At 69.5% G+C, this 23,810-nt stretch carries 21 protein-coding genes, 1 tRNA gene and 6 pseudogenes; 15 read left to right on the top strand and 13 right to left on the bottom strand.

The window, feature by feature from the left end; all coding sequences use genetic code 11:
• Positions 1 to 94 precede the first annotated feature (94 nt).
• Positions 95 to 1,207 carry an ABC transporter substrate-binding protein gene (locus tag ACFY0T_RS07945; protein WP_388865651.1) on the bottom strand — a complete coding sequence of 371 codons (1,113 nt, stop codon included), beginning with the start codon at positions 1,205 to 1,207 and terminating at the stop codon, positions 95 to 97.
• Between the two features lie 327 nt (positions 1,208 to 1,534).
• Here ACFY0T_RS07945 and ACFY0T_RS07940 point away from each other — a divergent pair, with 327 nt between their 5' ends.
• The 5 genes and pseudogenes from ACFY0T_RS07940 to ACFY0T_RS07920 all read left to right on the top strand — a co-directional run.
• Positions 1,535 to 2,491, top strand: a complete 957-nt coding sequence (locus ACFY0T_RS07940; RefSeq protein ID WP_388865648.1) for a GlxA family transcriptional regulator — start codon at positions 1,535 to 1,537, stop codon at positions 2,489 to 2,491.
• 107 nt (positions 2,492 to 2,598) lie between these two features.
• Positions 2,599 to 3,597: a type I glyceraldehyde-3-phosphate dehydrogenase gene (gene gap / locus ACFY0T_RS07935; protein WP_388865645.1), complete on the top strand. Its 999-nt coding sequence runs from the start codon at positions 2,599 to 2,601 to the stop codon at positions 3,595 to 3,597.
• A 334-nt stretch (positions 3,598 to 3,931) separates the two neighbouring features.
• Complete coding sequence (locus tag ACFY0T_RS07930) at positions 3,932 to 4,438, top strand: hypothetical protein (RefSeq protein WP_388865644.1); 507 nt, start codon at positions 3,932 to 3,934, stop codon at positions 4,436 to 4,438.
• A gap of 165 nt (positions 4,439 to 4,603) precedes the next feature.
• Positions 4,604 to 4,918 (top strand): annotated as a pseudogene (locus tag ACFY0T_RS07925) (MerR family transcriptional regulator); the annotation flags it as partial.
• 21 nt (positions 4,919 to 4,939) lie between these two features.
• Positions 4,940 to 5,074 (top strand): annotated as a pseudogene (locus ACFY0T_RS07920) (site-specific integrase); the annotation flags it as partial.
• 295 nt (positions 5,075 to 5,369) lie between these two features.
• On the opposite strand, the gene ACFY0T_RS07915 reads toward ACFY0T_RS07920, so the two are convergent.
• Positions 5,370 to 6,125 (bottom strand): helix-turn-helix domain-containing protein, encoded by a 756-nt coding sequence (locus ACFY0T_RS07915; protein ID WP_388865642.1) that lies wholly within the window; start codon positions 6,123 to 6,125, stop codon positions 5,370 to 5,372.
• Positions 6,126 to 6,361: 236 nt separating this feature from the next.
• On the opposite strand from ACFY0T_RS07915, the gene ACFY0T_RS07910 reads away from it, so the two are divergent.
• The 3 genes and pseudogenes from ACFY0T_RS07910 to ACFY0T_RS07900 form a co-directional block, all read left to right on the top strand.
• On the top strand, positions 6,362 to 7,027 hold the full coding sequence (locus ACFY0T_RS07910) for a DUF4097 family beta strand repeat-containing protein (RefSeq protein ID WP_388865640.1): 666 nt from the start codon (positions 6,362 to 6,364) through the stop codon (positions 7,025 to 7,027).
• A 154-nt stretch (positions 7,028 to 7,181) separates the two neighbouring features.
• Positions 7,182 to 7,997, top strand: a complete 816-nt coding sequence (locus ACFY0T_RS07905; protein WP_388865638.1) for an alpha/beta fold hydrolase — start codon at positions 7,182 to 7,184, stop codon at positions 7,995 to 7,997.
• A gap of 113 nt (positions 7,998 to 8,110) precedes the next feature.
• A pseudogene (locus tag ACFY0T_RS07900) lies at positions 8,111 to 8,489 on the top strand (zinc-binding dehydrogenase); the annotation flags it as partial.
• A gap of 206 nt (positions 8,490 to 8,695) precedes the next feature.
• Here ACFY0T_RS07900 and ACFY0T_RS07895 read toward each other — a convergent pair.
• Positions 8,696 to 9,133: a hypothetical protein gene (locus tag ACFY0T_RS07895; protein WP_388865636.1), complete on the bottom strand. Its 438-nt coding sequence runs from the start codon at positions 9,131 to 9,133 to the stop codon at positions 8,696 to 8,698.
• Between ACFY0T_RS07895 and ACFY0T_RS07890 the strand changes: the two genes are divergently transcribed.
• Positions 9,132 to 9,536: a hypothetical protein gene (locus ACFY0T_RS07890; RefSeq protein WP_388865634.1), complete on the top strand. Its 405-nt coding sequence runs from the start codon at positions 9,132 to 9,134 to the stop codon at positions 9,534 to 9,536. The genes ACFY0T_RS07895 and ACFY0T_RS07890 overlap by 2 nt on opposite strands.
• 91 nt (positions 9,537 to 9,627) lie before the next feature.
• Here the strand turns inward: ACFY0T_RS07890 and ACFY0T_RS07885 are convergent, their stop codons facing one another.
• The 6 genes and pseudogenes from ACFY0T_RS07885 to ACFY0T_RS07860 form a co-directional block, all read right to left on the bottom strand.
• Positions 9,628 to 10,482: a helix-turn-helix domain-containing protein gene (locus ACFY0T_RS07885; protein ID WP_388865632.1), complete on the bottom strand. Its 855-nt coding sequence runs from the start codon at positions 10,480 to 10,482 to the stop codon at positions 9,628 to 9,630.
• Positions 10,483 to 10,569: 87 nt separating this feature from the next.
• Positions 10,570 to 11,538, bottom strand: coding sequence for an alpha/beta hydrolase (locus tag ACFY0T_RS07880; protein WP_388865630.1), 969 nt, complete (start codon positions 11,536 to 11,538; stop codon positions 10,570 to 10,572).
• A 163-nt stretch (positions 11,539 to 11,701) separates the two neighbouring features.
• Complete coding sequence (locus tag ACFY0T_RS07875; RefSeq protein WP_388865628.1) at positions 11,702 to 12,631, bottom strand: alpha/beta hydrolase; 930 nt, start codon at positions 12,629 to 12,631, stop codon at positions 11,702 to 11,704.
• A 189-nt stretch (positions 12,632 to 12,820) separates the two neighbouring features.
• The gene (locus ACFY0T_RS07870) at positions 12,821 to 13,291 is read right to left on the bottom strand and encodes a LuxR C-terminal-related transcriptional regulator (RefSeq protein WP_388865721.1); all 471 of its coding nucleotides are present in this window, start codon (positions 13,289 to 13,291) and stop codon (positions 12,821 to 12,823) included.
• 1,858 nt (positions 13,292 to 15,149) lie between these two features.
• Positions 15,150 to 15,614: pseudogene (locus tag ACFY0T_RS07865) on the bottom strand (ATP-binding protein); the annotation flags it as partial.
• A gap of 872 nt (positions 15,615 to 16,486) precedes the next feature.
• Positions 16,487 to 17,322, bottom strand: a pseudogene (locus ACFY0T_RS07860) (alpha/beta fold hydrolase).
• 522 nt (positions 17,323 to 17,844) lie between these two features.
• Between ACFY0T_RS07860 and ACFY0T_RS07855 the strand changes: the two are divergent.
• Both ACFY0T_RS07855 and ACFY0T_RS07850 read left to right on the top strand, forming a co-directional pair.
• A complete protein-coding gene (locus ACFY0T_RS07855) occupies positions 17,845 to 18,570 on the top strand; it encodes an alpha/beta fold hydrolase (RefSeq protein ID WP_388865626.1) in 726 nt (241 codons plus the stop codon).
• Positions 18,571 to 18,829: 259 nt separating this feature from the next.
• The gene (locus ACFY0T_RS07850; RefSeq protein WP_388865624.1) at positions 18,830 to 19,666 is read left to right on the top strand and encodes an alpha/beta fold hydrolase; all 837 of its coding nucleotides are present in this window, start codon (positions 18,830 to 18,832) and stop codon (positions 19,664 to 19,666) included.
• A 17-nt stretch (positions 19,667 to 19,683) separates the two neighbouring features.
• On the opposite strand, the gene ACFY0T_RS07845 is transcribed toward ACFY0T_RS07850, so the two are convergent.
• Complete coding sequence (locus ACFY0T_RS07845; RefSeq protein WP_388865622.1) at positions 19,684 to 20,184, bottom strand: carboxymuconolactone decarboxylase family protein; 501 nt, start codon at positions 20,182 to 20,184, stop codon at positions 19,684 to 19,686.
• A gap of 125 nt (positions 20,185 to 20,309) precedes the next feature.
• Here ACFY0T_RS07845 and ACFY0T_RS07840 point away from each other — a divergent pair, with 125 nt between their 5' ends.
• Positions 20,310 to 21,290, top strand: coding sequence for a pirin family protein (locus ACFY0T_RS07840; protein WP_388865620.1), 981 nt, complete (start codon positions 20,310 to 20,312; stop codon positions 21,288 to 21,290).
• A gap of 10 nt (positions 21,291 to 21,300) precedes the next feature.
• Complete coding sequence (locus ACFY0T_RS07835) at positions 21,301 to 21,642, top strand: GNAT family N-acetyltransferase (protein ID WP_388865618.1); 342 nt, start codon at positions 21,301 to 21,303, stop codon at positions 21,640 to 21,642.
• Between the two features lie 217 nt (positions 21,643 to 21,859).
• Here the strand turns inward: ACFY0T_RS07835 and ACFY0T_RS07830 are convergent, their stop codons facing one another.
• Positions 21,860 to 22,177: a response regulator transcription factor gene (locus tag ACFY0T_RS07830; RefSeq protein WP_388865616.1), complete on the bottom strand. Its 318-nt coding sequence runs from the start codon at positions 22,175 to 22,177 to the stop codon at positions 21,860 to 21,862.
• 130 nt (positions 22,178 to 22,307) lie between these two features.
• On the opposite strand from ACFY0T_RS07830, the pseudogene ACFY0T_RS07825 reads away from it, so the two are divergent.
• Positions 22,308 to 22,907, top strand: a pseudogene (locus ACFY0T_RS07825) (recombinase family protein); the annotation flags it as partial.
• 142 nt (positions 22,908 to 23,049) lie between these two features.
• Here the strand turns inward: ACFY0T_RS07825 and ACFY0T_RS07820 are convergent.
• Positions 23,050 to 23,134: transfer RNA gene (locus ACFY0T_RS07820), tRNA-Leu, on the bottom strand.
• A gap of 147 nt (positions 23,135 to 23,281) precedes the next feature.
• Positions 23,282 to 23,407: a hypothetical protein gene (locus ACFY0T_RS07815; RefSeq protein ID WP_388865614.1), complete on the bottom strand. Its 126-nt coding sequence runs from the start codon at positions 23,405 to 23,407 to the stop codon at positions 23,282 to 23,284.
• Between the two features lie 218 nt (positions 23,408 to 23,625).
• On the opposite strand from ACFY0T_RS07815, the gene ACFY0T_RS07810 reads away from it, so the two are divergent.
• Positions 23,626 to 23,754: a hypothetical protein gene (locus ACFY0T_RS07810; protein ID WP_388865612.1), complete on the top strand. Its 129-nt coding sequence runs from the start codon at positions 23,626 to 23,628 to the stop codon at positions 23,752 to 23,754.
• Positions 23,755 to 23,810: the final 56 nt, after the last annotated feature.

Below are 23,810 nucleotides of genomic sequence, written 5' to 3'. Positions count from 1 at the left end.
CGACATCTCGAAGCGTGGAGGACGGCCGCGTCACGCATGCCCGGAAACGGGAGGCTTCAGCAGGTCGGATGACGTGCGAGGTTAAACATCAAGCTCAGCCGGCGTGAAGGATCCGAAAGCGATCGGGTTCCGCCGGATCTCGATCAACGACTTGGATGGGCGTCCAAGCCCATTGCCAAACGCTGATGCCTGGCGTGCGGGAGAACTGGATCTGCCCGCGGGTGCCTTCGACTGCAACGCGCGGCCAGGATCCGGCAGTGCGCGCCCGGTCCGCGCCGTGAGAACGCAGCACATCGGCGAGGACGGCGACCGTGTCGTAGCCCTCGAAGGCGACGAAGGAGGGCGCTTCGGCCAGCCGCTCGCGGAGGGCCGTCTCGACTCGTGCACCGAGTAGGGTGAGGCGCTCGGGCAGGTAGCGCAAGAACGGGATCGCGGCGCTGTCGTCGCCCAGCAACGTCGCCCATTCGGCGAACTCCGGTTGTCCGGCCGGAGCACCGATCATGATCTCGGCGAGGCGCTGGTCGCGGCGGACGGACTTGACGATCGACACTGCCGGTTCCGGGTGGCCGACCAGAAGAAGGAGGGCTGTCGCGCAATGGTCGACGAGTTCGTCGCACACGGCCGCGGGGGTGAGCGCGCTCATGTCGAGTTCGATGACGGTGCCGCCGCGTGGAGCGAGGTAGTCCCGCAGAATGCGGGCCCCGGATGCCCAGTAGACACTCGGCTGGGCTGCTACGGCGATTCGGCTGTGGCCCGCACTGAGGAGGAAGTCTGCGTAGACCTGCCAGCCGCGGGACTGCGGCGGGGAGAGGCGCGCGACCCATTCCGTCGGCTGTTCGGTGAGCGCGTCGAGAACCGCTGACGAGCAGAGGAACGGCAGGCCGAGGGCGTCGGCCCTGGCGGCAGCGGCGCGAGCGACGACGCTGTGATACTCCCCCGCCAAGGCAGCCACGCCCAGGCGAGCCAATTCGTCTACGGCCGCCGCGGCCCTCTGTGGATCAGCCGCGGTGTCTCGGACCACCAGCTCGAGTGGTCTTCCGACGATCCCGCCGGCGTCATTGACTTCGCGAACGGCCAGCTCGAGTCCAGCGAGCAAGTGTTGGCCTGCCTCGACCCAGCCAGGCCGAGTCAGCGGAACGAGAGCGCCGATCTGGACGGATGATCCGTCAGTCCGCTCCGCCCCAGCTGGCGATGGCGGCGTATTCATGCGTTGGCGTCTCCCGTGCGGCGATTCGGTTGCAGTTCGCCCGGATCGCAGAGTGGCAAGGCCCGGTAGTACGCGTTCATCTCATCTCGCCGTGGCGGGCGCACCTGGGTGACCATGCCGGACATTGCATCCACCACCGTCGCCAACAGGCAACCGATTATTTGTTCGCTGAGCTGCCCAGCGCGGGGTTGGTCTCAGATCGGCTGGAGGCGGGCGAAGGGTGGGACGGGCGGTGGACTGCAACGTGGAAGACAGCCAGGGCGGTGTGTCGTCTGTCCGGTCCGCGCAGTGGGCGTATCGAAGTCACGCCCCACGTAACCTCTTCCTGTGCCAGCCTTCCGCCAGCATCGCGTTGCCGTCCTTGTGCTCGAGGGTGCGAAGCCGCTCGATGTCGGAATTCCCGCGCAGGTTTTCACGACCCGCGCGAGCATGCCGTACGAGGTGCGGGTGTGCGGGGCGACACCCGGTCTCGTGACCGGCGGCGATGGCCTCGCGTACTACGTCGCCCACGGCCTCGACGCCCTTGCGTGGGCCGACATCGTCTTCGTCCCCGGCTACCGGTTCCCGGACCGCGACGACCCGCCGCAGGCCGTCGTTGACGCACTGATCGCCGCCCACGACCGGGGCGCGCGGCTCGCCGCCATCTCGACGGGCGCCTTCGCGCTCGCCGCCACGGGCCTGCTCGACGGCAAGCGCGCCACGACGCACTGGCACTACACGCGGGCACTCGTGGCCAGGCACCCGCTCGTCCAGGTCGACGAGAACGTGCTGTTCGTCGATGAGGGCAGCGTGCTCACCTCGGCCGGCGCCGCCTCCGGCATCGACCTGTGCCTGCACATCCTGCGCGGCGACCTCGGAGTGGCCGCGTCCAACCACGCGGCCCGGCGTCTGGTTGCGGCCCCCTACCGCAGCGGCGGCCAGGCCCAGTACGTGCCGCGCAGCGTCCCCGAGCCGCTCGGCGAGCGGTTCGCCGCCACCCGCGAGTGGGCGCTGCACCGGCTCGGCGAGCCCCTCACCCTCGACATACTGGCGCGGCAGGCGGGGGTCTCGCCGCGCACGTTCTCCCGGCGCTTCGTCGAGGAGACCGGCTACACGCCGATGCAGTGGGTGATGCGCGCCCGCATCGACCTGGCCCGCGAACTGCTCGAGCGCTCGCAGCGCAGCGTCGAACAGATCGCCGCCGACATCGGGCTCGGCACCGGCGCGAACCTGCGCCTGCACTTCCAGCGCATCCTCGGCACCACACCGAGCGAGTACCGGCGCACCTTCACCCGGGGCGAGTAACCCGCCCGGCACCGCGTGGCGGGATCCTTTTGAACCGTGGCGATACCGCCACTGTCAGCGGCGCTAGCCGCAGATGAGCATGGTGGCGAAGGGAAGGGACATCACTCATGACTCGCATCGCCATCAACGGATTCGGCCGCATCGGACGCAATGTGCTGCGCGCACTGCTCGAACGCGACAGCGCCCTCGAGATCGTCGCCGTCAACGATCTGACGGAGCCCGCCACTCTCGCCCGGCTGCTCGCCTACGACAGCACGGCCGGCCGGCTCGGGCGTCCGGTGACCGTCGACGGGGACGCCCTCGTCGTTGACGGCCGTCGGATCACGGTGATGGCCGAGCGCGAACCGGCGCAGCTGCCGTGGGCCGAACTCGGCGTCGACATCGTCCTGGAAGCCACCGGCCGCTTCACCTCGGCGAAGGCCGCCCGAGCCCACCTCGACGCGGGCGCGAAGAAGGTACTCGTCAGCGCGCCGTCGGACGGCGCCGACGTCACGCTCGCGTTCGGGGTCAACACCGACGCCTACGACCCGGCCGTGCACACGATCGTCTCGAACGCCTCTTGCACCACCAACGCGCTCGCGCCGCTGGCCGCGGTCCTCGACGAACTCGCCGGTATCGAGCACGGGTTCATGACGACGGTGCACGCCTACACGCAGGAGCAGAACCTGCAGGACGGTCCGCACCGCGACGCCCGTCGCGCCCGGGCCGCCGGCGTCAACATCGTGCCGACCACGACCGGCGCCGCCAAGGCGATCGGCCTGGTGCTGCCGAACCTCGACGGCAAGCTGTCGGGCGACTCGATCCGCGTACCGGTGCCGGTGGGCTCGATCGTCGAACTCAACACGACCGTCGCCCGCGACGTGACGCGCGGCGACGTGCTGGCGGCGTACCGCGCCGCAGCGGAGGGGCCGCTCGCCGGCGTCCTCGAGTACTCGGAGGACCCGCTCGTGTCGTCCGACATCACGGGCAATCCCGCATCGTCGATCTTTGACTCGGCCCTCACCCGCGTCGACGGCCGCCACGTCAAGGTGGTCGCGTGGTACGACAACGAGTGGGGCTTCTCGAACCGCGTGATCGACACGCTCGAGTTCCTCGCCATCCGCTGACCGGACGCCGGGGTGGTACCCCGCCTCCGGCGACCGCGCCGGCCAGCACTTCCTTTGGGCGCTCTGGTTGACCAGTCGGGCAACCAGGGCGCTCAGTCACAGAAGCGGGTCCGCCCGGCCTCCGGAGGGTGCGGGAGCGCCACGGCCGGTCAAGGGTTCTTTGTGCGTCACCCCGCGATGGCGCCTAAGGCCACCCCTGACAGTCCGCGACGCCCCTCGTAATCTGGCGGCTACCAGACGGACCCGCCCCCTGGTCAAAGCCCACAACCAAGTGGGGACGAGGAGCGGGGCTGGGGTTATTTTCAAGGAGCCCCAACACCGCCCCCTTCACCCTGTGCAACGACGGATCGGCAGGCCGCGCTGGACTGGCTGGACCCGGCCTGGGTCACTGTGGGCATCGAGGGCGTCGTCATCAAGGGCAGCGAGCAGCCCTCCCTGCCCGGCAAACGGGCCTGATCAAGTTCCGCGCCCGCCCCACCGCCGAAGCACTGGTCGGCGGGTCACGGGGGCGCTCGCCTCTCCGGCCACCCTGCTGCTGGCCCGCCACGACGCCGTCGGCAACCTGCGGCTGATCGCCCGCACCACCCCCCTGCTTACCGCCCAACGGCGCAACCTCGCACAGCGGCTGCATCCGGCCGACCCCGACCATCCCTGGCACGGACGCCGGTTCAGCGCCAGCTGGGGCACCCGCGGCGAACTGGAGTACCACCCCGTCCGCCCGGACCTGGTGGCGGAGTTCCAGGCCGACACCGCCGTCGACGAGGCCCGGTACCGTCCTGTTCGCTTCCTGCGGCTGCGCGACGACCTCGCCGTGCAGCAGGTCCCGCCCTTCGGCACGTGACCGCGCCCCGCGCAGCGGTCAAGCGGAGGCCGGGACGCCCATCCTGGCGAGCAGACCGCGCACCCGCGCCTCGATGGCGTCGCGGATCGGCCGGACGGCCTCGACGACCAGGCCGTGCCCGGTCATCGAGCGGCCAGTCCAGGTACCGCGCGCCGGGGAAGACGCGGCAGGCGTCCCCACACCGCGACGCTGCGCAAGTGGGAGCGCGCCGGGCTGGTGCGCCCGCGCCGCGACCCGCGGACCGGGTACCGCGTCTACGACGAGGCCGACGTGCGGGACGCCCGGCTGGCGCACCAGCTCAGGCGGGGCGGCTACCTGCTGGAGCAGATCGCCCCGCTGATCGCCCAGGTGCGGGCGGCCGGCGGGCCGGAGCCGCTGGAGGCCACCCTGCGCGACTGGCACGGTCGGCTGTCCGCCCGCGGGCGCGCGATGCTGGCCGGGGCCGCCGAGCTGGAGGCGTATCTCCGCGAGCGCGGATGAGATTTCGGCCGTCAGTAGGCCGGGGCGAGCCCGCCGATGCTCATGGCCAAGTCGCGGCACAAGAAGCCGGAGGACGTCCGGCGCTGCTTCCATCCCTCGGCCGAGGCGATCGCCGAGGTCACCAGCCTGCTCGCGCCCGGCGGCAGTAGGCGGTGAAGGGCGCGCGGGCCGCTTGCGGTCACTGTCCGGGCGGGGACTCCAGCAACTCCGCCGCGCGGCGCAGCGCGGCGGCCAGGCCGTACTGTGCCCACACTCCGCATCGACTTTCTGGACGGAGATTTCTGGATGACATCATCCCTGGTCGCCAGAGTGTCCGAAAAAGTAGAGGTTTTTGGACGGCGAGGGTGCGGATGACCGCGCGCTGTCGCGGACGGCCGCCGTGGTGGAACCCTGTGTTTCCCCGAGGACGCAGCCGGCTTCGTCTCATGGCTGTGACGATCGAGACGGCTGTCTATCCGTGGTCTGGACTTGGTTGGGCGGTGTCGCTTGAGGTTGTTTCGGGTTTGGTGTGGAGCACTTCGCGGGCCTGTTCGGCGGCGCGGGTGATGCTTTCGCTGATGAAGTCGAGGAAGCGGGCGATGTTCTCCAGGCGGGTGGCGGCGGGGGTGTGGGGGCCGAGGATGGCGACGCCTTGGCGTGCGGTTTCGACGAGCTGGTCGTTGGATCGGGCGCTGGCGATCGTCGCTTGGTAGAAGAGTTCGTCGTCGACGATGTAGCGGTCGCGGCGGCGTTCGTCGCGTTCTCGGCGGACGAGGCTCTGGCTCTCCAGGAAGGCGATCGCTTTGGAGATGGACGCCGGGCTGACCTGGAGGCGCTGGGCGAGTTGGGACGCGGTGAGGCTGCCCGCGTCGGTGGTGAACAGGCAGGTCAGCACCCGGGCCGTCATCTTGGTCAGGCCCGAAGCCATGAGGACGGTGGTGAGCGTCTCCTCGTACTCGGCCACGGCCTCGGCGTCGCGTCCGTGCGGCTGGGGGACTGACTCCGGCCCTCGGGAGGGGGCGGGCCTGCGCCGGTGGGCGCGGCGTTCGGTGGCGCGGTGGGCCAGGTCGGCGCGGTAGGCGGTGGGGCCGCCGTTGCGCATCACCTCACGCGTGATCGTCGAGGTCGGACGGTCGAGGCGTCGGCCGATCTCGGCGTAGGGGAGGCTGTCGGCCAGCCCCAGCGCGATCTGCTGGCGTTCCTGCTGGGTGAGCCTGCCTCCCGGCATCGCGATCTCCTTGGTGATCCTTCGTGGCGGTCCCTGATCCCCACTATAGCGTTCACTTCTCATCCATTGCAATGATCAGAGCAGTGGCCGTTGCGTTATCTTCAAGACCGTTGCAACAGTTTACCGGTCTCTACCTGCATAGATGTCAATTCTATGCAACAGGTGCGTTGCCGGATTTTGGAAAGCAACGTAGCGTTTCCGGTGTCAGAAACAACGAACGAGCACAGGAGAGCACGATGCAGAAGTTCGACACCCCCGCCCCGATCTCCGCCGTCCTGGACATCCCCGCCGGACGCATCCAGTTCATCGCCGCAGACCGCGCCGACACCACCGTCGAGGTCCTGCCCGCCAACCCCTCCAAGAGCAGCGACACCAAGACCGCTGAGCAGACAGAAGTCGCCTACGCCGACGGCGTCCTGCGGATCACGGCCCAGGCCCCCGACAACCAGCTCTTCGGCCCCTCCGGATCCATCGAGGTCACCGTCCAGCTGCCCGCCGGCTCCCGCATCGAGGCCAGGGCCGCCGGCGCCGAGCTCCGCGGCGTCGGACGCCTCGGCGGCATCGCCTTCGAAGGCGCGTACCGCCAGATCAAGATCGACGAGGCCGCGAGCGTCCGCCTCACTGCGATCGACGGCGACGTCGAGGTCGGCCGGCTGGGCGGCCCCGCGGAGATCAGCACCGCAAGGGGCGACATCCGGATCGCCGAGGCGGTGCGCGGCACGGTCGTGCTCCGCACCCAGTCCGGCGACATCTCGATCGCCGCCGCCGCCGGCGTCTCGGCCGCCCTGAACGCCGGCACCGACTACGGCCGCGTCAGCAACGCCCTCAAGAACGATGGCACCGCCGAACTCGACATCCGCGCCACCACCTCCCGCGGCGACATCACCGCCCGCAGCCTCTGAAGGAGCAGAACCAGGCCTGTCCGGCCGGGCCCACCGCGATCGAGATCCTGTCGGTCGTCGCCGAGGGCGCGGCCGTCCGTCCCGAGGGGCCCGCGATCCACGTGCAGGGCCTGGAGAAGCCGTACAAGACGCCTCACGCGACCAGGGGGAACACATGACGAAGAACAGCACTTCCTCGACCAGTTCGAAGTGGACCGGCATGGTGCCGGTTGACGATACGGCCCTGGCCGTCACCGACACCGGCGGTCCCGGGATCCCGGTGGTCTACCTCAATGGCCAGTTCGCCACCCAGGGGTACTGGCGGCGGGTCATCGCTGAACTGGGGACGGGGTGGCGGCACATCACCTACGACGAGCGGGCTCGCGGCAAATCGAAGCGTTCGGCGGACTATTCCTTCGAGGCAGCCGTCCGGGATGTCGATGCCGTTCTCGCGGCCAGGGGTGTGGACCGGGCGCTGGTGGTGGGCTGGTCCTACGGGGCGTTCGTCGGGGCGCACTGGGCCAGCCGGAATCCGGAGCGTGCCTTGGGCGCGGTCCTGGTCGACGGCGCGTTCCCGTACGACTGGCTCGACGAGGCCATGGAGCAGCGGATCCGCAAGCTGTTCCGGCGGATGGGCTGGTTCCTGCCGCTGCTGCGCCCGACGGGCCTGGCCCCGCGGATGACCGCCGAACAGCAGGCGAACAGCAACATCGAGCTCGGCAGGCTCTCCCGCGAGCGCGAGCTGGGCCCCGTGCTGGACAACATCACCGTCCCGGTGCGGTATGTGGTCGCTTCGGGGACGTCCTTCGGAAGCCGCGGTGATGAGCAGGAACGGATACGCACCAGCCTCGATACGGTGACCGCCCACAACCCGAATATCCAGATCGGCGCGAAGGTCGCCAGCAACCACGGTGCGATCCTCAAGAAGGACTTCCCGGCCATCGCCGAGGCCATACGCGAGGTCGCCGCCCTCGACCACGGGGGACGCTGAAGACACGACCATCGGACTGACGACAACTACACGTTCTCGCCACCATCGTCATCATCGTCCAGCTCGACCGCGTCCGTCTCGCGCAGGGGCCGCAGTCCTTCGCGCGGGACGGACGCGGTGAAGCTGTAGTAGCAAAGATCAAGGAACTCACGGGCGGGCGGGCTCGGCGCGCACTCGGTGGTCGAGGCCGTCGGAACCCACGAATCGACCCTGCAGGCGATCGGAGCCACCCGCCCCGGCGGGCACATGGGCTTCGTCGGCGTCAACTACGACGTCTCCATCCCCGGCTTCGACCTGTTCCTCGCCGGCATCCACATGGAGGGCGGCCCCGCCCCGGTGGGCCGGTTCCTGCCCGACCTGATCCAGCTCATCTGGGACGGCAAGATCGACCCGGGTAAGGTCTTCGACCTCACCCTGCCGCTGGAGCGGGCCGCGGAGGGCCACAAGGCCATGGACGAGCGGCGCGCCGCCAAGGTGCTCCTCACCCTCTGACCTGCCCCGTACGCACTCCCCGCCCGCCCCGTATCACCGCAGCGGGGCGGGCCGGCACCTTCGCTCGCTCCATAGGGGCGGATACCAGCCCAGCCCCAACCCCGATCTCCTGTCCGGCGCTGGCGGCCGACCTTCGTCTGGGCCGCGGCCGACTGTCCGGCTTGTGTCTCAGCCTCGTCCGAGACGATGAGTAGATCAGGGCAGCGTCAAGGGGTGCGGAGAGGGGCTGCGAACCCTCCCGATGACGGACCGTCAGCCGTTGAAGACGGCCTCGGAGCGGTCTCCGTGTTCGTACAGATCCCAGTACAGGGGGCGATCTGCTCGGGCGTGGCCGTCGGGAAACCCTCCGGGCCGCCCTCGCCGATCCAGACGTTGATCGCCACGTGCGCGGCGTGCACGCCGCTGCCGGCCAACTCCTTGTCCAGGTTGATCTCACAGTTGCGCAGGGCCGCGCCGGCGGCGTTGACGTTGCCCATCATGGGGTTGGAATCCACTGAGCCGCCGCCGGTGGTGAACAGCAGGGTGCCTGCGCCGGCTTCGCGCATCGCGGGCAGCCCCGCGCGGGCGGCGGCGAAGGCACCGTAGAGGGTGTACTCGATCTGCGGCTGCGGGTTCTCCACCGTCGCCTCGGAGGGGGCGGCCATGGTGAAGCCGGGCACCGGGGAGTGCGGGGCCGGGGACTACTCCTCGAGCGGGTGGAGGCGGCCTTGGCCAGCACTTCGCGACCCGCGGCGGGCCTCGGTCCACTCGTCGTTCTGCTCGGCCAGCACTGCGCCAACGAGCCGGAGCGAAGCCCAATCCGATCCGACCGTCGCCCCCTTCGCTCCCCATCCCGACGCGCTGGCCATCATCAACGGCCGTCACACCAGTCGCGGCCAACTCAACTACGCAGTCCCTGAAGCACTTCAGCTGCAACGACGCATCCGCCGCTGCAACGCAGACAGTGGCATCCAGCACGGCGACATCGTCGCGCTGTCCCTCGACATCTTCCTGCGGGCCAATGGCTACTTGCCCGACCTCGCCCCCTCCGGAGAAGACGCATCATGAGGGGATCCGACGACCAACTCCCGGAGGTAGCGGACCAACTCCCGCAACAGGAGCGATCTGTATCAGTGGTACTCGGCGAGCCCAGCTCCGGCTACGCGCATGCCTGCCATTCCCTGGGGGACATGCCGTAGGCGTCGCGGAACACCCGGCTGAAATGCGACGCGCTGCGGAAACCCCAGCGTCGTGCCACGGCGGCCACGGTCAGCTTTCTGTGTGACGACCGGCCCAGATCGTGTCGGCAGAATTCGAGCCTGCGCTGCCGTACCCACTGGCTCACCGTGGTGCCCTCGTTCTCGAAGAGCTTGTGCAGGTACCGGACGGAGATGTGGTGCGCGTCCGCGATCGACCGGGGTGACAGGTCAGGATCCATTAGGTGCTCTTCGATGAACGCCCGGATCCGTGCCAGCGTCTCGGTGCCTACGTCTGCCGCGTAGGCTGTCTCCCGTCTGGTCCCCTCCGTGAGGAGTTCCATGACGAGCACGGCGAGCATGTCCACCGCACTGCGGGCGAGCCGATCGCCGATCCTCGATCCGTGGAACTCCTCCTCGTCAGCGAGCGAGGACAGAATGACCGAGACCAGCGCACCCACGCCTTCACCACCCCGCACCGGTACCCCCACGACGTGGCGCAGTTCCGGCTCCGATACACCAAGATGGCGCCTGGACACGCGGAAGACCGTCACCTGGCAATCGCCGTCGGACTGCACGGCGTGGGGCCGATCATGGTCGTAGAAAACCAGGTCGCCGGGCTCCATTGAGACCTGCGTCCCTTTATGGGAGATCGTGGCCGCGCCGCTTATGTGCATTCTCAGGTACAGGAATTCGGAGTGTCCCTTCTTCGGAAGCTGAGAGAGTACGTGGATGAGCCCGGGATCAGTGTGCAAAGAGCGGGAGAATCGTTGTTCGACAGGGGTTTTCGGCATGTGTGTCATCGTCAACTCGGCCATGAGAACTCCAACCGGGTCGTAGTTCGTTGTGCAAGATGGGGCTGCTCCGCTTCGGCGTCGTCGCCGAGGTGTTCCCGGTACCGGATATCAGGCCGGACAGCAGGAGTGCAGCGCGTCGTGGAGGAATTCGCCGCCCTGCTGGGTCGCGGCCGTGGCGGCGCAGGTGTCCCTCATCGCGTTGAGCATGACGAAGTCATGGATGACGCCCTGGTAGCGCACGGCCGTGGTCGGCACGCCGGCGGCGCGCAGCTTGGCGGCATACGCCTCGCCCTCGTCGCGCAGGACGTCCGCCTCGGCCACGATGACCAACGCCTGTGGCAGCCCGCGCAGTTCGTCCAGGCTCGCCCGCAGTGGGGAGGCGGTGATCTGCGCGCGCTCGGCCTGATCGGTCGTGTACTGGTCCCAGAACCACTTCATGCCGTCGCGGCTGAGGAAGTAGCCGCTCGCGAACTGCTCGTAGGAATCGGTGTCGAAACGCGCATCGGTGACGGGGTAGTACAGCAGCTGCGCCGCAAGTTTGGGCCCCTTGCGCTGCTTGGCCAGGAGAGTGGTGGCCGCGGCCATGTTGCCGCCGACCGAGTCGCCCGCCACCGCGACGCGGTCCGGGTCGAGCCCGTGGGCGGCTCCTTCCTTCGAGATCCACAACAGTGCGGCGTAGGTCTCCTCGATAGCCGTGGGGTACTTCGCTTCGGGCGAGAGGCTGTAATTGACGAAGACCGTCGCGGCGTGCGCGCGTACGGTGAGTTCGCGCACAAGTCGGTCATGGGTGTGGGCGTTGCCGAAGACCCAGCCGGCGCCGTGTAGGTACAGGACCACGGGCAGCGGCCCCTTGGCACCGGCCGGGCGGAAGATGCGGATCGAGACCTCGCCCGACGGGCCGCCCGAGATGGACTGGTCCTCCACGTCTGCGCCCGGGACGGGGACGTCGCCGTCCTGGACTCTGTCCACGGCCGTTCGCCCCTCGACCGGGCCCAGGTCGTACAGGAACGGAGGGTGTGCGGTCGCGTCGGCGAAGTCCTGCGCGGCCGGCTCGAGAATGGGTGGGACGGTGGACATGCTGCCCTCTTGCTGTGCAGGACGTGCCGCCAAAGGCGGCCTTACGCCCTTCACCCTCGCAAGCAGCCTGCTCCGCACGCATCAGTATGTTGACGGTCCATCTCCGACGGCAGCAGCGACAGGTCGCCTCACCCACCATCCCGCCGCCCCGTTGAGCCGGTCGTCACCGCCGGTCGGCGAGAGCATCCTTGAGGAAGTGGCCGCCCTGCTTGATCGCCGCCAGCGTCGGCGGGCTGTCCTGCAGAGGTCTCAGGGACACGAAGTCGTGCACCGTCCCCAGGTAGCGGGCGGCGATCACCGGCACGCCGGCCTGCCGCAGCAGGCGGGCGTACTGCTCGCCCTCGTCCCGTACGACGTCCGCCTCCGCCGTCACGATCAAGGCCGGCGGCAGTCCCGCGAGGTCCGCAGTGGTCGCCCGCATCGGTGAGGCCGTGGGCTCCGCGAGTTCGCCCGCGTCGTCGGTGTACTCGTGCCAGTACGAGTCCAGAGCCTCACTCGTCAGGAGGTAGCCGGACTCGAACTGGTCTCGCGACGGGGTGGCGGAGTCCGGCTCGGTCATCGGGTAGTACAGCAGCTGTGCGCGGATACGGGGGCCGCCGCGCTGCTTGGCCATCATGGTGAGCGCCGTGGCCATGGTCGCGCCGGCACAGTCGCCTGCCAGCGCCAGCCTGCAGCCGTCCAGGCCAAGGGCGTCGGCCTGCTCCGCCACCGAGGTCAGGACCGCGTACGACTCCTCCAACGCGACCGGGTACCGGGCCTCCGGGGTGCGGGTGTATTCGGGCACCACGAAGGCGGCGGCACTCGCGGCCGCCAGCTCGCCGATCATTCGCGCGTGGGTCCGGGCGTCGCCCAGCATCCACCGGCCGCCGTGCAGGTATACGACCACGGGAAGTGGGCTCGTCGGCCGTGTCGGCCGGAACAACCAGAAGCCGACCAGCCCACGCGGGCCCACCGGTGCCACCCGGAACTCGGCGTCCAGGCCGAAGTCGTCGAACGTGTGACCTTGGATCTCCAGCAGTGCCTGCCGTCCGTCGGCCGGACCGAGCTGGTGGAGGTAGGGCGGTGCGGAAGAGGCGTCAACGAGCCGTTGCACGAGGGGATCCAGGACGACGGCAGGGCGTTCCGGCCCGCTTCGGCCCCTTACGGGCTCGAATTTCAACGGCTCACGTTTCCTTCCATCGTCACGGTCGGTCGTCCGCTGGATGGTCTGCGACCTCACCCCTGCCCCGAGGGGCTCCGGTGACACTGTGGGAGCAGCCCGCGGTGCGACTCGCTGTGGGGATCACAGATCGTCGAACAGATCGCGGAGCTGGTTGCGACTGCTGACACCCAGTTTCGGATACACGTTATAGAGGTGCGAGCTGACCGTGCGCGGGGAGAGCATCAGCTGCTCCGCGATCTCCCGGTTGCGCAGCCCTCGTGCCGCGAGCCGTACGATCTGTCGCTGCTGGGCGGTCAGTTCCGCCAGTGGGTCGGCCTGGGCGGGGGCGGTGGCCACACCACTCGCCCGTAGCTCGGCGCGGGCTTCCTCTGCCAGGGCGGACGCTCCGAGCCGGGTGAACGACTCGAGCGCGGTGGCAAGGAGCGGGCGGGCCTCCAGGGAGCGCCGCCGTCTGCGCAGCCACTGCGCGTAGTGGAGCCTCGCCTGTGCCCGGGCCAGCGGCCACTGATCGCCTACCGGGTTCACCGTGGCGAGCCGGAAGTGGTGTTCGGCGTCCTTCGGGTCGCCGGTCAGCGCGGCGGCGTGGTGCATCAGCAGCGTCATCCGGGTGGTCGGCTGCGGGCCCACCGCGGAGTCGCACTACCGCGAGGATGTGTGCCGCCTCGTCCTGTCGGCCCGTCCGCTGGGCGGCCGCGGCGAGATCTGCGATCGACCGGGGTGACAGGAAGTAGTGCAGAGACGTGCCGTCGTCGTCGAACAGCGATCTGAACTGCCGGAACGCGCCGTCGAAGTCACCGGCCGCGCTGGCTGCGATACCGGCGGCCCGCAGGATGCGTGCGTGGGTGGCGCGGTTCTCGTCCAGGCCGACCGCCGTCCAGGCCGGGTCCGCCGTCATGCCGGCGGTCTCGCCGCGCAGGGCCCGCAGGGTCGCCCGCAGCGTCTCGACGTCGATCTGCACAAACCTCAGCTTGTGCACCCCCGCGAGCGCCGCGGTCCTCTCCAGGTGCTCGTCGGCCTCCGCCCACCGGCCGTTGTCGATCAGCGCTCCCGCCATCGCGGTGAGCGTGGGCACGGCGGGGCCCATGGCACCGTACGCGCTGAGCATGGCGTACGTCCGGCGGAAGGTCTCCACGCACAGGTCGGACTCGTCGGCGTACCAGGCCACCCCGCCGATCCCGAGGGCCCGGGTCATCTCCGCGACGCTGGTCGCCGGCTCCGGCGCGCCCGCCCGCCGACGGATACCCCGCATCAACTCGGTGGCCTCGGCCGGGTCGACCGCGGCCAAGGTCACGGCCCGCACGGCAGTCCAGGTGTCACTCGTCGTCAGTTCGGAGTAGGGCGTGTCGCGGTTCATGGCCCCGGCCTCGTCCAGCAGGCCGGCGACCGGGCGCCCGATCTCCGGCAGGCCCGACTGGTACGCGACTGCCGCGAGCGCGCTGGCCACGGCGAACACGGTCATGCCGGACTCGGGGGGCTCCGGCTCCAGCGCGCTCATCAGCACCCGGAACGCCTGGCGCTGGTAGCCGAACAGGGACAGGGCCATGCCCGCGCCACAGGCCGCCATGCCCAGCAGGTCCCGATCCTCGGTCAACGCGGTGACCTTGTCGTACAGCTCGCCGACCCACGAGGGGTCGGCGGCGTTGGTGGCTGCATGCAGCGCCTTCACGTACCGGCGCGCCCGGTCGGCGGTCGTGGGACTGCACTCGGCGGACCGTTGCAGAGCCTGGGCCGCCGCGTAGAAGCCGCCGCGCCGCTCGGCGAGTTCGGCGGTGTCCTCCAGGGCCGCCGCCACGGACTCGTCCGGGCCGACGCATGCGGCAGCCAGGTGCCAGGCGCGGCGGTCCGGATCGGCCGTGAGGGCGGCCGCCAGATCCCGGTGCGCCTGCTGCCGGAGGAAGGCCGACGCCGCGTGATAGGAACCCGCGCGGGCCAGCGGATGTCGGAAGAGCACCCGCCCCTCCATGATGGCCACGAGGCTGGCCTCCTCAGCCGAGGCCCACGCCGAGAGATCGGGCCCCACGCCCGCGGCGGCCATGATCGTGGCGAGGTCTTCGCCTTGCGACGCCGCGGCGTACAGGATCAGCCGCTGGGTCGTCATGGGCAGGCCGCGCAGCCGGGCGGCGTACAGCTCCTGGATGCGCTCCGTCTGCAGCAGTCCGCCGCCTGGCAGCACGCCCGTGCCGTGAGCTCCGGGCGCACGGCACAGTTCGATGATGGCCAGCGGGTTTCCGCCGGCCTGCCGCAGCAGTTCGATCCGTGTCCGGCCGGTGGGTGCCTGCGGCTGGGCGTCCACGAGTTCGGCCGCGGCCTGCTCGGTCAGCGGCCCCAACAGCACGGTAGGCAGGTCTGCCGGAACCCCGGCGGGGGCCGTCTGCCCGCGTGCGGTCAGCAGCACCGGCACGTCCTGTGCCGTGATGCGGCGCATCACGAAACCGAGCACGTCGAGGGAGTCCCGGTCGAAGTGCTGGACGTCGTCGAGGGCCAGCAGGACGCGCTGCCGGTCCGAGACCTCGCTCAGCAGCGTCAGGACGGCCACACGCAGCAGCATGGAGTCGGGCGGACCCTCGGCGGGAGCGATACCAAACGCCGTTTCGAGTGCATTCCGCTGATGGTCGGCCAGGGTGGCGACGTCGGGCAGCACAGGCAGGAGCAACTGGTGCAGGGACGCGAAGGACTGCCGCGACTCGGTCTCGACGCCCTGGGACGCCAGGACGAGCGTTCCGCTGTCCCGCGCGTGGTCGCCGACGACCACCAGCAGCCTCGACTTGCCCGTGCCGGCCTCGCCGAGCAGGAGCAGCATCCGCGGTTCGCTGCGGCCCTCGACGATCTCCAGGAGGCGGGCGATCTCCGCCTCCCGGCCCACCAGGGACCCACCAGGTCCGGATGGGCGCAGGGTGCGGTGGCTACTCGCCATGCCGAGCCTCGGTTCCGACGCCCGCGCAGGGTATCCGGGGAACATCCATCAAGGGTTCGGCCACCACGATGTTCTCCCTTGCCACGTGTGCACCACCCTGCCCGTCACAGCGCGCTGGGCAGATGGCTCATATCTTGCCATCTGTCTCATTCGGCCTGTCCCGAAGGGCGATCTTGGGCAGAGACAGATCACGGTGCCGTGAGGAATTCCGGTGCCTGTCATCGGGCCGGGGCGGTGGGTCGACGGCCCGATGGTGGCGGGCAGCTCAAGCGCCGGGAAAGCGCATATAACGAGAAGGGTTGACGGCAGCGACGCCGCCGCGCCCGGCATCGGGTCGCCAGCGGCTACACGCCGGAGGCACCGCCGCACGCGCTCACAGCCGGTATGCCACGTCTGATCACGAAAGGGGCAGCGTGCCTCGACTCACACGCCGCGCGGCGCCAACAGCGGAACAGGCGCGGGTAGTTCATCGTTCATCCAGACGTGGCTGCGGAGGGACAGTGCCCCGGACCTCGCCCTTTGCCCACGGGGGCGAGCGTTCGACTGAAGCCCTGTCGAGCGTTCCGCCGAGAGGCGGCCGCCCTCCGCAGGCCACCACTCACTGCCCCGGCTGGTCTCCCCCGTCCAGCCGGGGCTTTCATCTCCGTGTGGCCCACGCCCCCACACCGCCGTCGTGCGGCCGCCGTTATCGGGTGAGCGTGACCGTGATCGGCTCGTTGGGGCAGCGGCTCACCTTCTCGGCGAGCGCGGTGTCCCCAGCCGGGATCCCCTGTCCCGCGGCCGGGGAAGCGGCGAGCGCCGTCGCGTCCTACCCGCTCCGGCGATCACGCCGACGACCTCGGTCAGCAAGCCGAGAGCCCTGGGGCGTGGAGTTACTTCCCCAGGAAAGTGAGGAGGCCGCGTTGACCTCCTCCGCGTGGGTCCACAGCAGGCCGTGCGGGGCGCCCTCGATCTCCACGTAGTCCGCGGACGGGAGGGCCTTGTGGAACGGCCGCGCGGTGCCCTCAACGGGCAGGATGCGGTCGCCCGTGCCGTGCAGGATCAGGGTCGGCACGTCGATGGCAGGAATGTCGGCCCGGAAGTCGGTGTACCAGGTCGACGGCGCGGCAGCGGCGGCGAAGAAGCCGCCGCCCGCGGCGACGTTCCAGCTGTTGCGGACCGCTTCCTCGCTGATCCTGGTGCCGAGGTTCTCGTCCAGGTTGTAGAAGTCCTGGTAGAAGGCGGTGTAATACGCGTAGCGGTCCGCCTTGACGGCCGCGACGACGCCGTCGAAGAACTCCTTCGGGGCGACCCCGTCCGGGTTGTCGTCGGTCTTGAGCAGGCAGGGTTCCAGCGAGGCCAGGAAGGCGACCTTGGAGACCCGGGCCGAGCCGTAGGTCGACACGTACCGGGCCACCTCACCGGTGCCCATGGAGAACCCGACCAGGACGGCGTCCCGCAGGTCGAGGGTCTCCATCACGGTGTTCAGGTCGGCCGCGAAGGTGTCGTAGTCGTAGCCGGTCGTCGGCTGACTCGACTGTCCGAAGCCGCGGCGGTCGTAGGTGATCACGCGGTAGCCGGCCTCCAGCAGCACGGCGCTCTGCCGCTCCCAGGAGTGGCCGTCGAGCGGGAAGCCGTGGATGAGGACGACCGGCTGTCCGGTGCCGTGGTCCTCGTAGTAGAGATCGATGGTGGTGGAGTTCTCCTGGCCCACGGTGATGTACGGCAAGGTCTCGTTCCTTCGTCCGGAGTGACTGACGCGCGCAGGACCACGCTCCGTCTCGATGAGACAGGGCGCTGTACGGAGGGCATCGGCCCATCGGCGTCCGACGTCCGGGCGTTCGCGGCGCGGGATGTCATCACGCTAGGGCGAACATCTCGCCGCCTGTTGTCCTCGAACGCACCGCTTCTTGCCTGGAAGTGCCAGGAAGGGACATGTCCCGGCCCGCTGCTGCGCAAGGCCTTCGAAGACGTCCATCACCCGCACCCCTCGGAGGCGCGGACGGACCACAAGTGGTGCACCAACAGACAAGGTGCCTTCGCCGGCCGCCCCTAATGTGCTGTTCAAGCCTGCGGCGCATCGCTTCGGCTCGGAGCCCGCCTGCGCCGCTCCCGCCAGGTGAAGCGCCTCGACCGGGGCAGTCGTCCGTGTCTCCTGGCGGCACTCGCTCCCAGCACAGGCAGCGGGCCTGACCGCGACCTCCCAGCCGCGCATCATCCGATCACCACGACATCAACAGGGAGTTGTGCCTTGTCCCGTTCCGACAGCCCGACCGTCGTCCTGGTCCACGGCGCCTTCGCCGACGCGTCCAGCTTCGCCCGCGTCATCCCCGAGCTGATCGCCCGCGGCCTGGACGTGGTGGCGCCGGCGGTGCCCAACCGCAGCCTGCTCGGCGACTCCGCCTACATCGCCTCGATCGTCCGTGAGATACCCGGACCGGTCATCCTGGTCGGACACTCCTACGGCGGTGCCGTCGTCACCGTCGCCGGCGTGGAGGACAACGTCAGGGCGCTGGTCTACCTGGCCGGCTACGCCCTGGAGGAGGGCGAGAGCCTGGGCGAGCTACAGGGTGGCTTCCCCGACTCCGACCTCGCCACCGCGCTCGTCTACACGCCGTTCCCGATCGAGGGCTCCGCCACTCCCGGCACCGACGTGTCGGTCCGGATCGACAAGTTCCCGTCCATCTTCGCCGCCGACGTCGACCCCCGCCTCGCGGCCGTCCTCGCCGCCTCCCAGCGTCCGCTTGCCGCGCAGGCCTTCACCGAGAAGGCACCGAAGGCGGCGTGGAAGACCAAGCCCTCCTGGGGTCTGGTCGCTGCAGCCGACCGCACCATCAACCCCGATGTGGAACGTTACGGCTACCAGCGGGCCGGCATGACCACCGTCGAGGTCGACTCCTCGCACCTGGTGATGCTTGCCCACCCCGAGCGCGTCATCAAGCTGATCGAGGAGGCCGTCCGGGCCACCGCCCACTGAGTCGGCCTGTCCCTCGGCCAGTTGTCTTGCCGTGGGGCCTCGGCCCCGGCGGTTGGCAGCCGCTCCTCCTCGACGCGGACGCTCCCTCGCCACCCACGTGGCGGCTTCGACGGGCGGCGCTTTCCGCTGCCCGACCGCGCGATCATCGCCGGCGCGGGCGGTCCGGGCTGTCGCGGCAACCCGATGCGCCCTGCTCACGCGCACCCGTCCCCGTCCGTATGGGGACGCATCCCCTTCACCGCCCCGTAGGAAGTCAACGATGAACTCACCGATCACCCGGCGCACCGTCACCGCCTCCCTCCTGGCCGGCGCCGCCGTCCTGGCGGCGCCCCGTGCCGCGTTCTCGGCCACGTCACCGGCCAACGACCGGTCGGCCGACTCGCACCAGCACCCGGTCCAGCCCACCATCGTCCTGATCCACGGCGCGTTCGCCGACGGCTCCAGCTGGAGCGCTGTCGTCGAGCGCCTCCAACGGCAGGGGCACCACGTACTGGCACCAGCACTGCCGTTGCGCGGGCTGGCGAGCGAGGCCGCCTACATCCGCAGCGTCCTGGACAGCGTTCCGGGACCGATCGTGCTCGTGGGCCACTCCTACGGCGGATCGGTCATCAGCCAGGCCGCAGCCGAGTTCCCACGGGTCAAGGCACTGGTCTATATAGCCGCCTTCATACCCGACGTCGGGGAAAGCGCGCTGGAGTTGACGAACAAGTACCCCGGCAGCACCCTGGCGCAGGCGACGTCCACCCAGTCCTACCCGCTGCCCGGCGGCGGCACCGGCGAGGAGCTGATCATCAAGAGGGACCTGTTCCGCGAACAGTTCGCGGCCGGCGTCGCCGTCCCGACCGCCCAGGTGATGGCCGCGGGTCAGCGTCCGATCACCGTCGCCGCCCTCCAGGAGAAGGCCACCGCGGCCGCGTGGAAGAAGATCCCCAGCTGGTACCTCGTGGCCACCGAGGACCGCAACATCCCACCGGCCGCCGAGCAGTGGATGGCCGACCGGGCCGGCGCCCGCACCATCACCGTCCGCGCACCCCACGCGGTCGCCGTGAGCGACCCCGACCCCGTGACCGACCTGATCCTGCGCGCTGCCCGCTGAGCGGACCGAGGTGGCGATCACCCACGCGGGGAACCGAGTGTCAGGGGGACGACGCGGTGCTTGCTCAGGACGGAGACCCGGTTGAACGCGTTGATGGTGATCGCCACCCAGATCACCGCGGAGATCTCGTCGTCGTTGAGGACCTGGCGAGCTGTTTCGTAGGCGCTCTCCTGCGCGACGGCGTTCGCGGGTTCGGTGGTCGCCTCCGCCAGGGCGAGTGCCGCGCGTTCCCGTTCCGTGAACAGTTCGGTGTCGCGCCAGGCGGCCAGCACGCCCAGACGTTGGGTGGTCTCGCCGGCGCGCAGCGCGGCCCTGGTGTGCACGTTGAGGCAGTAGGCGCAGCCGTTGATCTGTGACACGCGGAGGTTGATCAGCTCTACCAAGCTGCGGTCCAGCCCCGCCTCGGCGGCGACCGCGCGGACCGCGTCGGCCGTCTCGACCAGTGCGTGGTAGGCCTTGGGGCTCTGCTTGTCGATGCAGACCCGCCGGCTCGCGGGGTCTGCTGTGGTGTCACTCAACGTGGGCTCCTTCAGGGCCGCTCCCGGCCCTCGCTCGCTCTGCCGTGCATGTGATGGGACATGGACTTACTATCAGGCATGATTGTTGAATATGAAATCATCCTCGGGTGTGAGAGGGGCGTGCGATGAGCAACGTCGAAGTGGATCCCGCCGAACTGCGCTGCGATGCCGCGGACCACGGTGAGGCCGCGCCGCAGGTCGACGTGCTGTCCGCTCGGGACGTCCCGTTGGGCGGGCCAAGAGCGATGACGGTACGGCGCACGCTGCCCCAGCGTGCCCGCACGCTGATCGGAGCCTGGTGTTTCGTCGACCACTACGGCCCCGACAACGTCGCTGACACGGGCGGCATGGACGTCGCTCCCCATCCGCACACCGGCCTGCAGACCGTGAGCTGGCTGTTCAGCGGAGAGATCGAGCACCGCGACAGCCTGGGCAGCCACGCGCTCGTACGGCCCGGTGAGCTGAACCTCATGACCGGCGGGTACGGCATCAGCCATTCGGAAGTCTCCACCGCCCGCACCACGACCCTGCACGGCGTCCAGTTGTGGGTGGCGCTTCCCGATGAACACCGGTACACCGGCCGGGACTTCCGGCACTACGTGCCGAGCCCGGTCCGGGTGGGCGGGGCAGACATCAGAGTGTTTCTGGGATCCCTCGCCGGTGACACCTCTCCGGTGCGGACGTTCACGCCCTTGCTCGGCGCCGAACTCGTCCTCGATCCGCGCTCGACGACCACGCTCCCGGTGAATGCCATCTTCGAGTACGGCCTGCTCGTCGACCAAGGGGATGTCCGCATGGCCGGAACACTCCTGCACCCAGCGGAACTGGGCTACCTCGGCACGGGAAACGACACGCTGACGCTGACGAACGAGACGGACACCCCCGCCCGGGCGGTGCTGCTCGGCGGAACGCCGTTCGAGGAACAGATCGTCATGTGGTGGAACTTCATCGGCCGCAGCCACGAAGACATCGCCGAAGCCCGGGAAGCGTGGCAGAACGCATCCGACCGCTTCGGCAGGGTCGATGGTTACGACGGCGACCGCCTTCCCGCACCCGCCCTTCCGAACGCCACCATCGCACCGCGCAAAAACCCGACGCGCCACTGAAAGGCACACGATGACACGGCCCACCTCCGCTCCGATCGTCCTGCAAGTGGACGCCAAGCACCGGTACGAAATCCTGGTCGACGGCAGAACCGCCGGCCTCACCGCGTACCGCGACCGCGACAACCAGCGCGTCTTCTACCACACCGAGATCGATGACGCCTTCGCCGGTCAGGGCCTGGCCTCGCTCCTCGTCCAGCAGGCCCTGACCGACGTACGTGCCTCCGGGAAGCGCATCGTGCCGGTCTGCCCCTACGTGGCGAAGTTCCTCAAGAAGCACGAGGAGTTCGCCGACATAGCCGACCCCGTGACTCCCGAAGTCCTGCAGTGGCTGGAGACCGTGCTGGCTAGGTGAGCTCCAGGCACTGACGAGTTCAGTGGCCCGCATCGCATCGTGCCGCTCTTGCGGAGTCGAGTGCGATCTCGTCCGTTTCCACCAGAGCGGCCGCCCGAGGCACATAGCCGACGGCGGCAGGCCAGGCCTGTGCTGGTGCGGGGCGCGGGTGCTTCTTTGCGTAGCACCCCACTGTGCGGTGAGGGACAACAAGCGTGCGCGGCCACGAGGGTCATGCTCAGTTCGCGCTCAGCTTGTCCCTCAGCTGGCCCCGAGAGGTGATCCCGAGCTTCGGGAAGATGCGGTACAGGTGCGCGCCGATCGTTCGCGGTGACAGATACAGTTCCTGGCCTATCTCCTTGTTGGAGAGGCCTTCCGCCGCGAGCTGGGCGATCTGCAGCTCTTGAGGTGTCAGCAGGTCCCAGTCGGTACGGCTTTGACGCTTGCTGCCCTCGCCCGCCGAGCGGAGTTCCTGGCGGGCACGTTCGTACCAGGGCTCCACACCGAGGGCCGCGAAGGACTCTCGGGCGATCCGGAGCGGGGTGCGGGCTTCCATCACGCGGCGATGCCGTCTCGCGCAGCGGCTGGCCCGGCACAGTATCGCCCGGATCACCCGCGCCCTCAACGATGCCGGCATCCCTTGACCGTCCGCTGCCGACCCCGGTCTCAACCCGCACCAGTCCGGCCGCCAGTGGATCCTCACCACGGTGCGGTCCATCCTGGACAACCCCCGCTACACCGGCCGCCAGGTCTGGAACCGGCAACGCACCGACCACGACCTCATCGACCCCGCCAACACCAGCCTCGGCCACCGGGACGTGCGCTGGAACACCCCCACCGACTGGATCATCTCCACCGCTCCCGCGCACCCGGCCCTGGTCAGCGAAGCCGACCTCATCACGGTCCAGCACCTCCGCGCCGACCGGCCAACCGCCCCGGCCACACCTACCTCCTGGCCGGACTGCTGCATTGCGGACTGTGCGAGCGCCGGATGGAGTCGTACTGGGCCCACCGACCCGCCTACCGGTGCCGGCCCGCGGCCACACCAGCGCCACCCCACCCTCCGCCAGGCAGACGCCCAATGCCTGCGTCCGCGAGGACCGCATCCTGCCCAACCGCCCGCCCCACTCATCCGCCTCACCGACCACCAGTCCGAACAAGACGGGATACCCCCAGCAGACGCCGTTGCGCGCCTCCGGGCCAAGACCCTCACACTGACCTTCGACCCGACAGCCCGGACCCTCACCGCAGACACGCCACGACGAGAAAGGATCACCATCGGCTGACCACCGCCCCGCACGCGCACACCGCAGGAAGGAGGAGGCCAGGAACCCCCTGAAACGACAAAGCACCCGTGCCCGGCCGGGAGCCGGAGGCGGGTGCCAGTTTCCCCTGCCCGCAAAACGGGCACCATGGGGCAATGATGTGTGTCCGAGGGGGGACTTGAACCCCCACGCCCGATAAAGGGCACTAGCACCTCAAGCTAGCGCGTCTGCCATTCCGCCACCCGGACCAGGTGTCTGCCGCCTGGCCGGGGGTGTTCCCCGCGGCGACATGGACAACAATACCAAGGTTTCGGAGTGCCTTTCACCTGCGTATCCGCGTCGCCGGAGCGGATGCTGGGGGCGAGGTGGGGGTGCGCCTAGAGTCTCACCATGGGTTACTGACTGACTACCGAGGGTTTGCGGGAGGTCATCATCGCCGAGCTGACCGCGGTCACCACGGCGTCCGCGTCCTCGGCAATCCTGAGCAGCTCGCCGACCGTGTCGTAGTCGGTTCCTCGCAACCTTCGTGCTGTCTCTCCTCGTACTGGCGGCGTACGAGGAGAGGCCAACCCGCGGTCCGTCACGTCCGTCCCCCTGGTGCAGTCGGTCCTGACGCTCACCATGCTGGGGCTGAGCCTGCTGCTGTTCGTGATGTACGTGAACTCGACGCTGCGGCGCATGCGGGTCAGCCATGTGATCGACCCGGGTCACCTGGGAGTCGTTCAGGGTGGTCGCGCGCATGCCCGCGGTCCGGCCCTCGGGAGAGGAGGAGACACTCGGGCCCGAGACCGCGTGGGTCGCCCATCATGGGCGGGCCGGAGTGCTGCGGGACGTGAACATCGCCCGGCTGGTCAGGGCGGCGCGGTAGCAGGGTGTCGTACTGCGGCTCATCCCGCGGATCGGGGACTTCGCCGTACCCGGAAC

The sequence above is a fragment of the Streptomyces sp. NPDC001530 genome, from assembly GCF_042894545.1.
In the GTDB taxonomy this organism is placed as follows: domain Bacteria; phylum Actinomycetota; class Actinomycetes; order Streptomycetales; family Streptomycetaceae; genus Streptomyces.
Note: the sequence above shows the minus strand (reverse complement) of the source record. Positions and strands in the feature narration are given on the sequence as shown.